General features: G+C 65.9%; 12 protein-coding genes. 3 read left to right on the forward strand and 9 right to left on the reverse strand.

The window, feature by feature from the left end; all coding sequences use genetic code 11:
* Window positions 1-166 precede the first annotated feature (166 nt).
* The gene (locus tag ABD017_RS14775) at window positions 167-1,429 is read left to right on the forward strand and encodes a JmjC domain-containing protein (RefSeq protein WP_343883543.1); all 1,263 of its coding nucleotides are present in this window, start codon (window positions 167-169) and stop codon (window positions 1,427-1,429) included.
* A 25-nt stretch (window positions 1,430-1,454) separates the two neighbouring features.
* On the opposite strand, the gene ABD017_RS14780 is transcribed toward ABD017_RS14775, so the two are convergent.
* From ABD017_RS14780 to ABD017_RS14800, 5 genes are all read right to left on the reverse strand, one after another.
* The gene (locus ABD017_RS14780) at window positions 1,455-2,252 is read right to left on the reverse strand and encodes a DUF4232 domain-containing protein (protein WP_343883545.1); all 798 of its coding nucleotides are present in this window, start codon (window positions 2,250-2,252) and stop codon (window positions 1,455-1,457) included.
* Window positions 2,253-2,343: 91 nt separating this feature from the next.
* Window positions 2,344-3,360, reverse strand: a complete 1,017-nt coding sequence (locus ABD017_RS14785) for a C13 family peptidase (protein ID WP_343883546.1) — start codon at window positions 3,358-3,360, stop codon at window positions 2,344-2,346.
* Between the two features lie 20 nt (window positions 3,361-3,380).
* The gene (mtnC, locus tag ABD017_RS14790; RefSeq protein WP_343883547.1) at window positions 3,381-4,067 is read right to left on the reverse strand and encodes an acireductone synthase; all 687 of its coding nucleotides are present in this window, start codon (window positions 4,065-4,067) and stop codon (window positions 3,381-3,383) included.
* Window positions 4,068-4,071: 4 nt separating this feature from the next.
* Window positions 4,072-4,632 carry a 1,2-dihydroxy-3-keto-5-methylthiopentene dioxygenase gene (locus ABD017_RS14795; RefSeq protein ID WP_343883548.1) on the reverse strand — a complete coding sequence of 187 codons (561 nt, stop codon included), beginning with the start codon at window positions 4,630-4,632 and terminating at the stop codon, window positions 4,072-4,074.
* A complete protein-coding gene (locus ABD017_RS14800; RefSeq protein WP_343883549.1) occupies window positions 4,629-5,276 on the reverse strand; it encodes a methylthioribulose 1-phosphate dehydratase in 648 nt (215 codons plus the stop codon). Before ABD017_RS14800 ends, ABD017_RS14795 begins: the two co-directional genes overlap by 4 nt.
* Before the next feature lie 163 nt (window positions 5,277-5,439).
* Between ABD017_RS14800 and ABD017_RS14805 the strand changes: the two genes are divergently transcribed.
* Complete coding sequence (locus tag ABD017_RS14805) at window positions 5,440-5,775, forward strand: high-potential iron-sulfur protein (RefSeq protein ID WP_343883550.1); 336 nt, start codon at window positions 5,440-5,442, stop codon at window positions 5,773-5,775.
* Between the two features lie 403 nt (window positions 5,776-6,178).
* Here the strand turns inward: ABD017_RS14805 and ABD017_RS14810 are convergent, their stop codons facing one another.
* Both ABD017_RS14810 and ABD017_RS14815 read right to left on the reverse strand, forming a co-directional pair.
* Window positions 6,179-7,657 (reverse strand): amino acid permease, encoded by a 1,479-nt coding sequence (locus tag ABD017_RS14810; RefSeq protein WP_343883551.1) that lies wholly within the window; start codon window positions 7,655-7,657, stop codon window positions 6,179-6,181.
* Between the two features lie 89 nt (window positions 7,658-7,746).
* Complete coding sequence (locus ABD017_RS14815; protein WP_343883552.1) at window positions 7,747-9,276, reverse strand: amino acid permease; 1,530 nt, start codon at window positions 9,274-9,276, stop codon at window positions 7,747-7,749.
* Between the two features lie 168 nt (window positions 9,277-9,444).
* Here ABD017_RS14815 and ABD017_RS14820 point away from each other — a divergent pair, with 168 nt between their 5' ends.
* Window positions 9,445-9,999, forward strand: coding sequence for an NUDIX hydrolase (locus tag ABD017_RS14820; protein ID WP_343883553.1), 555 nt, complete (start codon window positions 9,445-9,447; stop codon window positions 9,997-9,999).
* Window positions 10,000-10,073: 74 nt separating this feature from the next.
* Here the strand turns inward: ABD017_RS14820 and ABD017_RS14825 are convergent, their stop codons facing one another.
* Window positions 10,074-10,595 carry a 3-hydroxyanthranilate 3,4-dioxygenase gene (locus tag ABD017_RS14825; RefSeq protein ID WP_343883554.1) on the reverse strand — a complete coding sequence of 174 codons (522 nt, stop codon included), beginning with the start codon at window positions 10,593-10,595 and terminating at the stop codon, window positions 10,074-10,076.
* A gap of 40 nt (window positions 10,596-10,635) precedes the next feature.
* On the reverse strand, window positions 10,636-11,706 hold the full coding sequence (locus ABD017_RS14830; RefSeq protein WP_343883555.1) for a PLP-dependent cysteine synthase family protein: 1,071 nt from the start codon (window positions 11,704-11,706) through the stop codon (window positions 10,636-10,638).
* Window positions 11,707-11,823 lie beyond the last annotated feature (117 nt).

Raw genomic sequence — 11,823 nt, forward strand, 5'->3', positions numbered from 1 at the left:
TGACTGGCGTCAATGCCGGACATGGTCGGTACGTCGAGCATTCGCGCAACGCCCAATGGCGATGACGAACGCAGCCTCCGGTGGGGCGCGGCGGGCCTTTTTGCAATACTAGGGTGGCCGCAGCGGGACGTTTTCGGCCCGTGGCCCATTCGAGAAAAGACCATCCATGGACCCGATAGATTTTCATGCCCTGCTCGATCCTGGCGCGTCCGCCGAGCCGCCATCGCCCGTGCCATTGAGCGGCCGTGAATTGCAGGAGCTGGTCAGTCCGCTCGACGCCGCGCAGTTCGTGGATTCGTATTTCTCCCGCACGTCGGTGAGCGTCAAGGGGCATCCCGGAAAGTTCGACCATATTTTCGGTTGGGCGCGATTGCGCCAGGCGCTCGCGCGCGGAAAGACGCTGGCCGGTACCAGCTACAACATAAAAGCGGCCTTTACGCGCGGCGAAGAGGCTGGAAGTTCGAAGGGCATGATCGACGCGGACCATAACCAGGTCGCCGACTTGCTCAACGCCGGCGCGACCATCTGCATCACCGATATCCACCTGGCCGATCCGGTGCTTTGCCAGTGGGCGCAAGCCGTCCGTGCGCAGCTCAATTTCAACGGCCTCGTGGGCGCCAACTGCTACGTCTCGCCAGACGGCTCGGGTCTGCCCACGCATTACGACAAGCGGGTTGCCACCAGCATCCAGATCGCCGGCAGCAAGCGCTGGCGATTCTCCATGAAGTCGGCAAAGCCATGGCCGCTGGAGAATGCCGTGTATCAACCGGGCATCAGCGCGGATGTCGGTACGCTGCCCGAGCATATGGAGTTTGGCGAGGTGGAGCTTCATCCCGGCGACATGCTCTGTCTGCCCGCCGGAGCCTGGCATTCCGCACGCGGCATAGGCTATTCGCTGGCGCTGAATGTCTATTTTTCGCCGCGCAATCTTTTTTTCGATGTGGCCCCGTTGCTGCAGCGTCTCGCGGTCTCCAGCGAAAAGTGGCGCGGTGGCCCGCCGGCCACCCTGGAGAAAGCTCGCGGGAGCATGCCGGCCGCGGTATCGGCGTACATCAGCGAATGCCTGGACGAGATCAGCCAGGTGGCCGCCGAGCCGTGGTTGAAATCGCTGCAGCAGGAGCCGTTCACGGGTTGGAAGGCGGCACCGCTGTTGCCGGTTCCCGGGATGACGCCGGATCAGCGATTCAGCGTGGCCGCGTCACTGCGCTTTGTGCAGGTGCAGGATGACATCGTCGTGCCGTGCGAGACCGGTGTGCTCAAGTTTCCTGTGGCCATGGGGCCCGTATTCCAGCGGCTGTCGTCCCTGGTGGGGAGCTTTACCATCCCGGACGCCTTGTCGTGGCCACAGGAGCCCGGCGGTCCCGGTCGCGACGAAATGCTGTACGCGCTGACGATGCTGTACCAACACGGCATCCTCGGTATGGCGTAACCGCCGTCATTGCCGGCCAGCCGGGTCAGGGCGCATGGCAGGCCACGCCACTGGCCGATGGATAGGTCTCGCCATCGCGTAGCGGTGCGAGCCACGCGTCGTGCATGCCTTTTGTCCACCATTGCCAATGTTCGCCGATGTAGCGCGCGCCATCGGCCGAAACCGCGATATGCAGGCGGTGGGTGTCTCCATCGAGAGCGACCAAGGCGGTCGTGTCGTCGGGGTAGCTGGCCTGCACCTGGCGGCCGTCGTCGCAGGTATAGGAAAGCGCCGCCGCGGCTGCGGCGGGGCGGAACGGCGTAAGCGTATAGGTGGAAGGCTTGCCACCGGCGCCGCACAGCTGGCCGGTGAAGGGGCTCGAAACCGTTTCGGCGCCGATGGCCAGCGCGATGAAGGCAGGGGATTCACAATGCCCGTCCTCGTAAACGTTGCCGGACACCCAGCGCATCTCGCTTTCCACGGCGCTGCCGGGCGCCAGCCGGATCGCTGAGGGCGCAGACGCGCTGGATGCCGGGGCGACGATGTTCAGTGGATGCTTGCCGGCGTCGGTCAACGATGGCGTTGGCCACGCGGGGAGCGTGCAGGCGGCGGTTCCCGTGTTGCGCACGGTCAGCATGGCGCCGGCGTGGGACATGCCGTTGAACCGGCCGTCGCCAGGGTCGACGCTGAAGTCCAGTTGCGCTGCCTGGCAGGCGTCGCCCGCCGCGGCTGGCGACGGGCTGACAACCGGTGCGCGCGAGGCGCACCCCGCGATCGTGCACAGCGGCAGCGAAACCAGCACGGCGCGAAACACCGTCGTTGATATCGCAAGCGGCGTCGTCATGTGCGCACTCCGAGGTAATGAGCACCTGACGCTAGCACGCGCGGGCGTGGCGGCAGGTGAAGCGTCCGCCGCGCGGCAAGCGCCTGAACCGCTATTGCGCCATGTTCGCCGGGGCCGTCGGCCCGGTTGCCGGCGCAAACGGAACGGTCGCCGCAGGCTCGGAGCCACCGCGCCACCGTGCCAGCTGCGCGGCGATGCCCCTGCCCACATCGATCTGCGGCTCCGATGGCGTGAGCTTGTCCTGATGCTCCCAGCCGGCGATGGTCCTGCTGGCGCGCTGGAAGGCGTCGATGAAGTTGTCGGTGCGGTTCAGCGCGTCGACCAGCCAGGCCTTGCCGAAATAGGTGATGTCCGAATCGCTGCCGCAGCCGAACGAGCTGCGGTCGCTGCGGGCGGCCGTGATCACCAGGGTGCCGTCGCCCTGCAGCGGCGACACGAAGCCGCCCGAATAGCAGGCGTTCACCACCACCACTTTCCAGCGGAAAGCGTGCTCGCGCAGGATATCGGCCAGGTCATTCGCGCCGATCTGGTCCAGCGGCAAAGGATCCATGTCGACCAGCAGGTAGTGGTCCTCGCTGCCGTGGCTGGTGAGGTAAAGCATCAGGATGTCTTCGTCCGGATGCATGATGCGGGCGAGGCCATCGAGCGTTGCCTCCAGATTGCTCCAGCTGGCCAGCGGACGCGTGCCGAGGGACGCGGGGTTGTTTTCCAGCACCAGCGTATGCGTGGCCGCACCGAAGCGTGCGGGAAAGAGCCGGGTGGCGTATTCGACCTCGTTGCGAAAGACGTCCTCGCCGGCGTCGCCGGCAAAGGCCACCAGATAAAGATTGGGCCGGCCGTCGACACGCGGGGTCAACTGCGCCAGCGCGTTGCGTACCAACTGCGGCTGCGCATAGATGAGTTGTTCCGGTGACGGGCCGCCTGCGGGCCAGCGATCGTCGGCCATCGCGTCGACCGGCGCCGGCGCCACGGCGGCGGACGCGGTCGACGTGGCAGCAGGAGTCGCCGCGGTGGGCGCCGGCTTCGCGCCGGGCGAGGCGGGTTGCCACAGGACAGTCAAGCCGATGCCCGCGACGAAGGCGAGCAGGGCGATCAGCAGCGCGCGCATGGTCGGCCTTCGGTCGGTGGTCAGAGCGTGATCGCGTCGAAATCGACAAACGCCGGGTGGCGCGGCTGCGCAGGCATTTCCAGCGGTGGGCGCAGCAGCCAGCCGGTCTGGAAACCCGCCTCCCTAGCGGCGTCCAGTTCCTCGACGATATCGGACAAGAACAGTATGTGTTGCGGCTGTTCGCCGATGGCCGCCGCAATGCGCCGGTAGGATTCCGGCTCGCGCTTGGGGCCGGTTTCGGTGTCGAAGTAGCCGGCGAAAAGCGGCGTCAGATCACCGGCCTCGCTGTGGCGGAAAAACAGCTGCTGTGCCGGCACCGAACCGGACGAGTACACGTACAGCCGCAGACCATCGGCCCGCCATTGGCGCAGGCGGGCGGCCACTTCGGGATACATGTGGGCCACGTAGTCGCCGGCTTCGTAGCCGGCTTTCCAGATCATGCCCTGCAGCGCCTTCAGCGCGGTGGATTTGCGGTCCTCGTCGATCCAGCGCAGCAACAGCTCGATCACTTCCTGGCGGCTGGCCTCGATAAAGCCCGCCTCCTTTGCCGCCTCGTGCAGCCAATGCTGCACCTCGGGCTGGTCGGCATGCGTTTCGACAAAGGCGGGCATGCGCTTGCGGGCGTAGGGAAACAACACGTCGCGCACGAAGGTGATCGCGCTGGTGGTGCCCTCGATATCGGTGACGACGGCGCGGATCTCGATCATGGGCCTACGGATTCCGGGCCAGCGGCGTCATGCGCGGGAAGCGGTCGGCCAGGTCGGTGCCGGTGAACCGGGCCACCCAGCCTTCCTTGTTGGTGAACAGGCGGATCGCCACGAAATACGGCGACTCGCTCATGTCGAACCAGTGCGGGGTGCCGTCGGGTACGCCGATGAGGTCGCCCTTTTCGCACAGCACGTCGTAAACCTTGTCGTTGATGTGCAGGGTGAACTGGCCCGCGCCGGCCACGAAAAAGCGCACCTCGTCCTCGCTGTGGGTGTGTTCGCTGAGGAACTTCTGGCGCAGCGTGGCGCGATCGGGGTGGTCGGGCGTGAGGCTGATCACGTCCACGCTCTGGTAGCCCTTTTCCGCCATCAGCCGATCGATGTCGCCACGGTAGGCGGCGATCACCTCGTCCTGGCTGGCGCCGGGCGCGATCGGCTGGTTGGCCTCCCAACGCTCGAAGCGCACGCCCACCTTGCCCAGCTCGCGGGCGATGGCGGCATGGTCGCGGTAGTCGGCCAGCGCCGACTGCGGTTGGGCCTCGTCGAAAATGCGCAGGTGGCTCATGATGACAATCTCCTCAGATCCATGTCGCAGTCGAGCAGGAACTCGAGTGCTTCGAGATGGCGGCGGGCTTCGCCCATGTCGCGGCCCCAGGTGTAGATGCCGTGGCCATCGATAAGATAGGCGTGCAGCGGCTTGCCCGCATCCAGCCAGCCGTCCACCCGGGCGACCAGCTCCGGCATGTGCTGGGTGTTCGGAAACACCGGGATTTCCAGCACGCTGTCGTGGGTGGTGTAGCCGCTGACGGCCTTCTGCAATTCCCAGCCCTGCAGCCGGATGCTGCCGCGTGCGGCGTAGAGGCGCGATGCCACGCTCTGGGTGCGCGAGTGCGTATGCAGCACGGCGGTCACTCCGGGCCAACGCCGGTAGACCTGCGTGTGCAGCGCGGTTTCGGCGCTGGGCCTGGCCGTGGTGCCCACCGCTTGACCGTGCAAGTCGATCAGCATGATGTCGTCGCGGCCGAGCTGGCCCTTGTCGCGGCCGGAGATCGTGATGGCGGCATGTTCGCCATCCACCCGCATCGAGAAATTGCTGCTGGTTGCCGGCGTCCAGCCGAGCGCCGCCAGCTGCCGCGCGGCCTCGGCGATGGCGTCGGCACGACTGTCGAACAGGCTCTGTGGCACCGTGGCGGGCAACTGCTGGGTCATTACGTTTGGCCGTCCAAATGAAACATCATCATACCATGGGCCGCCTGGGCTCCTCGGGCGTAATGCGAGCCATTCGCGCAAGTCAGTTAGCGTTGAGGTAAACCGCGTGACACTTCCGCGATCCGGTGCAGGGTGCGCCGGTCATATCGACGGAGACTCTGCCATGTCGAAAGAAAATGATATCGAATCGCGCCGCCACTTCCTGAAGATCGCAGCGGGAACCACCGCGGCCGCCGTGGTCATCGGCGGTTTGCCGCGCCTTGCACGCGCCGCCGATCTGCCGCCGGTGAGTCCTGCCGATCCGACCGCCAAGGCGCTCGATTACGTGGAGGACGCCAGCAAGTCCACCAACCCCAAGCACAAGGCTGGCGACGTGTGCCACAACTGCCAGTTCTACACGGCCACCAACACCACCGGTCGCGGACCTTGCCAGTTGTTCCCGGGCAAGTCGGTCAACGCGCAGGGCTGGTGCGTATCGCACGCGCCGAAGAAGGCCTGATCCCCGACAACACCTGCAACGAAAGAGGCCGGCTCGCAGGAGCCGGCCTCTTTCGCATGCGCTTGTGGCCAGGACGCCACCGCGAGCGGAGGGAGGGATGGGGGTGAAGCTGAAGAAAGTGCTGCCCGGACACGCCAGGTTGAGGAGCTGACCCTGCCTGACGCGCCGGGCGGCGATCCGGGGCCCACTGCCAAGTGATCAACCCGCGGACTGCCGATGATACTCCCGGCCGGGCCGGTTGGGGCAATCGTGGACGGGATTTCCCGAAAAATTATTTTGTGAATATGTTCAAAAACAGTTAGATACGAAACATTTCGAGAAGCTTGGTTAACATATGGTGGCCGCCGGCATCCGGCATCGCCGGGGCGACAGTGGCAGCATAATTGCGCGAAATTTGCGTCTTTTAAGCGCTGTTGCGAGCCAGTTCCTGCTGATGCAGGTGGCTATGACGGTGGCCGTATCCAAAGTAGATCGCCAGCCCGATCACCGTCCACAACACCATCAGCCCCCAGTTGTACCAGGCCATGGTGGCGAGCAGGGCAGCGCAGCTGAGGATGCCCAGGCTGCAGATCACCGGCGCCCACGGCACCCGGAACGTGCGCGGCAATTCCGGCCGCGTGTGGCGCAGGATCCACACCCCCGCGCAGACCGCCATGAACGCGATCAGCGTGCCCATCGAGACCAGGTCGCCCAGCACATCGAGCGGAAAGATGGCGGCCAGCAGCGCGATGCCGGCGCCGGTGATCAGCGTGTTCAGGTGCGGCGTGCGGTAGCGCGGATGGATGCGGGTGAACACCTTGGGCAGCATCCCGTCGCGACCCATGATCATGAAGATGCGCGGCTGCGCGATCACCATCACCAGCACCACCGACGCCAGCCCCAGCATGGCGCCAATCTCGACCAGCCAGCGCAGCCAGCCCAGTGCGGGGTGTCCCTGCAGCGCGGTCACCACCGGCTCGTTGGTGCCCAGCAGCGTGTAGGAACTGAGCCCGGTCATCACCGCTGCCATCGCGATGTACAGCACCGTGCAGATGGCCAGCGACGCCAGGATGCCGATCGGCAGGTCGCGTTGCGGGTTGCGTGATTCCTGCGCCGCCACCGAGGTGGCCTCGAAACCGATGTAGGCGAAAAACACCATCGCCGCGCCACGCAGGACGCCGCCCCAGCCGTATTTGTAGTGGCCTTGCGATTCGGGAATGAAGGGGTGCCAGTTGGACGGATCGACATAGCGCCAGCCCACCACGATCACCAGCGCGATCAGGCCCACCTTCAAGACCACCATGGCCGCGTTGGCCAGGCTCGATTCGCGGATGCCGACGTAGCACAGCCAGGTCAGCAACATCACCAGCACCACCGCAGGCAGGTTGAACAGCGCACCGGTGGCGATCAGCTGGTGGTCGGCGGTGAAGGCCAGCGGCGCGTTGGTCAACGCCGCCGGCAGGCTCAGGTCCATGCTGAAGGTGCGGCCGATGTGGTCGAGCAGGCTAAGGAAATAGCCGGTCCAGCTCACCGCCACCGCCGAGGCGGAAACCCCGTATTCAAGCACCAGGTTCCAGCCGATGAACCAGGCCACCAGCTCGCCCAGGGTGGCGTAGGCGTAGGAATAGGCGCTGCCCGATACCGGGATCAGGGTGGCGAACTCGGCGTAGCACAGCGCGGTGAACGTGCTGCAGATGGCTGCCAGCAGGAACGACAGGATCACCGCCGGCCCCGCGTGGTCGGCGGCGGCCTGGCCGGTGATCACGAAGATGCCGCCACCGATCACCGCGCCGATGCCCAGGGCCGTCAAGCCCAGCGGCCCCAGCGTGCGGCGCAGGGTGGGGCCGTTGGCGTCGTCGGCATCGCTGAAATCGGTCTTGCGGGCGAGCAACTGTTTGAGCATGGCAACTTGTCGTCGGGAGCGGGAAGTCGTTGCGCCGCGTGCGCGACACGTCGTGTGTGGACGGGCGGCAGGTGCCGGCCGCTGCGTGCTCAGTGCACGCCCTGGCGCAACTTGCTGTGGCGGTAGCCGTAGAAGCCGTAGATCAGGAAGCCGATCACGATCCAGCTCACCAGCAACGGCCAGCGCACCTCGAAGGCCTGCCAGAACAGGAACAGGCAAGCGGCCGCGCCGAGCGGGCAGACCAGCCACGGCAACGGCACGCGAAACGCGCGGGGCAGCTCCGGCCGTGTGCGGCGCAGCACCAGTACGCCGATGCAGACGGTGGCGAACGCCAGCAAGGTGCCCATCGACACCAGGTCGCCCAGCACGTCCACCGGGAACAGCCCAGCCAGGACGCAGGCGATCACGCCCACCATGATCGTGCCCACGTACGGCGTGCGGTGCTTCGCGTGCAGGCGGCCCAGCGCCGAAGGCAGCAGGCCATCGCGCGACATTGAATAGAAGATGCGCGGCTGGCCCATCAGCATCACCAGGATCACCGAGCTCAGGCCCGCCAGCGCCGCGAACACCACCAGGATCTTCAGTGCGCCCAGAATGTAGCTGGAGACGCTGCCGGCGGCCACGGTGCCGAGCACGTAGTTGATCGCGGTGGCCACCGGTTCGGGCGTGTTGAGCATGCGGAACGGCGTGGTGCCGGTCATCACCGCGGCCATCGCCACGTACAGCACGGTGCACAGCACCAGCGAGCCGAGGATGCCGATCGGCATGTCGCGCTGCGGGTTCTTCGCCTCGCCCGCCGCGGTCGAGACCGCGTCGAAACCGATATAGGCGAAGAACACCAGCGTGGCGCCGCGGTAGATGCCGCTCCAGCCGAACTTGGAGCCGCCCTCGTTGGCAGGGATGAACGGGTGCCACAGGTCGGTGTTGATGTAGTTGAACATCACCACCAGGAACAGCAGGATCACCGACACCTTGATCGCCACGATGATCGCGTTGACCGCGGCCGACTGCGTGATGCCCATGTAGCAGAGCCAGCTGATCGCGCCCACGATCAGGATGGCCGGCAGGTTGACCAGCGCGCCGGTGGAAACCAGCTGGTGGCCGCCTTCGGCAAACGTGAGCGGGGCCGAGGAAAGCGCCGCCGGCAAGGTGAAGTTCAGGCCGCTCATCGAGCTGAGCATGCGCAGCAGCTCGCCGAAGTAACCCGACCAGGCCACCGCCACGGTGGATGCCGCGAACAGGTATTCCAGCACCAGCGCCCAGCCGACGAACCAGGCGACCACTTCGCCCAGGGTGGCATAGGAATAGGAGTAGGCACTGCCCGAAACCGGCAGCATCGCGGCGAACTCCGCGTAGCACATGCCGGCCAGGCCGCAGGCCACGGCGGCAATCAGGAAGCTGATGATCAGCGCGGGGCCGGCAAATTGTGCCGCCGCCGTACCGGTAATGGCGAAGATGCCCGCGCCGATGACCGCGCCCACCCCGAGCATTACCAGGTGCCGTGCCGTCAGGACGCGTTTGAGGGTGACCTCGCCTTCGGCGCCACCCTCCACCGGTTCGCCCGCGTCGACATGGGGCATGGCCTTGATGGGATGGGTGGCGAAAAGATCTTTAATCATCGAGCGCCCCTTGGCAGGAATGTCCGCTCGTGCGCTGCGGCTGTGCGCGACGTGGTGCGGAGATGCGAATAGTGGGCCAACATAGCCGAGCGTTGGGGCTTGTACAAGCTGGATTCAGGCCCTGCAAAGGCTTGTTGCAGCGCACTTTCATGAACCGGATGGATGACGATGCAGGCACCGCAAAACGTTCTGGCCGAATCGCTGTGCCGCTACCGTGACTTGTGGCAGGGGGAGGAAAAAACCGTCGCGCAGTTCGGGATTTTCCTGCGCAGCCACCCCGATGTCTTCCAGCGCAGCCACGCGTCGGCGCATTTCACCGGCTCGGCCTGGCTGGTCAGCGGCGACGGCGAGCGCGTGCTGCTGATGCATCACCGCAAGCTCGATCGCTGGTTGCAGCCGGGCGGTCATGCCGATGGCGATCCCGACCTGGCGGCAGTGGCCTTGCGCGAGGCGCAGGAGGAAACCGGCGTACCCGGTTTGCATGTCGCAGGCGACATCTTCGATATCGATCGCCACCGCATTCCCACTCGCGGCGCCGAGCCCGAACATTGGCATTACGACGTGCGCTACGTGGTGCGCGCCGGCGCGGATGAGCGCTTCGTGGTCAACAGCGAATCGCGTGCGCTGGCCTGGCGGCCCGTGGCGGAGGTGGCTGCCGACGAAAGCCTGGATATTTCACTGCGTCGCATGGCGCAAAAATGGCTGGCGCGCAAGCCACTGTAGGAGCGACTTCAGTCGCGACCCTTCATGAAAACCGGGAGCGTCGCGACTGAAGTCGCTCCTGCAAAAAAGCGGGCCTACGCGTATTTCGCCGGTGCCGGATTGACGTGTCCGCAGGCGGTGCAGGTGCGCGCCTCGATAGAGCCATAGAAGCGGTCGAACACCGGCGGGAAGTCGTGTTCGATGCTGTCGAGCACGAAGTACTCCTCGAACAAACGGTGGTTGCAGTGTTCGCAGAACCACAGCAGGCCATCCTTCTCGCCGGCCAGGCGTCGTCGCTCGATCACCAGGCCGATCGATCCGGGCAGGCGTTGCGGTGAGTGCGGCACGCGTGGCGGCAGGTAGAAAAGCTCGCCGGCACGGATGGGGATGTCGCGCGGTTGGCCCTCGTCCTGCACCTTCAGGATCATCTCGCCTTCCAGTTGATGGAAGAACTCCGGGCCTTCGTCGTAGTGATAGTCGGTGCGCGCGTTGGGCCCGGCCACGATCATGATGATGAAGTCGCCATCGACGATGCACTTGTTGCCCACCGGCGGTTTCAGCAGGTGGCGGTTGTCGTCGATCCAGCGTTGCAGGTCGAGTGGCGGTAGCAGGGCCATGCGTGGTTTCCGAAGAAAAAGGGGTCGGTGCCGGATGGCGTCAGGCGTCGATCCAGCGGCCGCTCTGGATGACCTGCTCCAGCCGCGCCTGTTCGCCGCCCACATCGAAGCCTTCGCCGGCCAGCCAGGCATCGTTGTAGTACGTCTCGCGATAACGCTCGCCGCCGTCGCAGATCAGCGTGACTACCGGCCCGCGTTCGCCGGCGTCGCGCAGTTCGCACATCAGCTGCAGCGCGCCGACCAGGTTGGTGCCGGTGGAACCGCCGCAGCGGCGGCCCAGCAAGCGCTCCAGCACGCGCAGCGCGGCCATGCTGGCGTTGTCGGGCACGCGGATCATGCGGTCGATCACGCCACGGATGAACGAGGGCTCCACCCGCGGACGGCCGATGCCTTCGATGCGCGAGCCGCAATCCAGCCGCAGCGAGGCGTCGCCGCTGTTGTAGTAGTCCAGGAACACCGAGTTTTCCGGGTCGACCACCGCCAAGCGGGTGCCGTCGCTGCGGGCCGCGCCGTAGCGGATATAGCGGCCGATGGTGGCCGAGGTGCCGCCGGTGCCGGCGGAAACCACGATCCAGCGCGGCACCGGGTCGGATTCGCGCTCCATCTGGCGAAAGATCGATTCGGCGATGTTGTTGTTGCCGCGCCAGTCGGTGGCGCGCTCGGCGTAGGTGAACTGGTCCATGTAGAAGCCGTCGGACTCGCGCGCCAGCTGCTCGGCGGCGCCGTACACGTCGGTGCCGTCGATGAGATGGCTGCGCCCGCCGAAGCGCTCGATCTGCGCGATCTTGTCGCACGAGGTGCGCCGCGGCATCGCGGCAATGAAGGGCAGGCCGAGCAGGCGCGCGAAGTACGCCTCGGAGATCGCGGTGCTGCCGCTGGAGGCCTCGATCACCGGCTGGTCTTCATGCAGCCAGCCATTGCAGATGGCATACAGGAACAGCGAACGCGCCAGCCGGTGCTTCAGGCTGCCGGTCGGGTGCGCCGATTCGTCCTTGAGGTACAGCGGAATGCCGGGAAACGCGGGCAGATCCAGCCGGATCAGGTGGGTGTCGGCCGAACGCGCGGCCTCGGCGGCCAGGATTTCGATGGAACGACGGGTCCAGCTTGGCATGGTGCGATAGCCTGCGGTTCGTGTTATCTCCTGGCGGCGTGGCCCTTCGACTTCGCTGCGCTACGCCCAGGGTGAACGGCTGAGGATGGTGCGAATGTTGAGCCGTTCTTCCTGAGC

This window comes from Rhodanobacter caeni, assembly GCF_039523575.1.
In the GTDB taxonomy this organism is placed as follows: Bacteria; Pseudomonadota; Gammaproteobacteria; order Xanthomonadales; family Rhodanobacteraceae; genus Rhodanobacter; species Rhodanobacter caeni.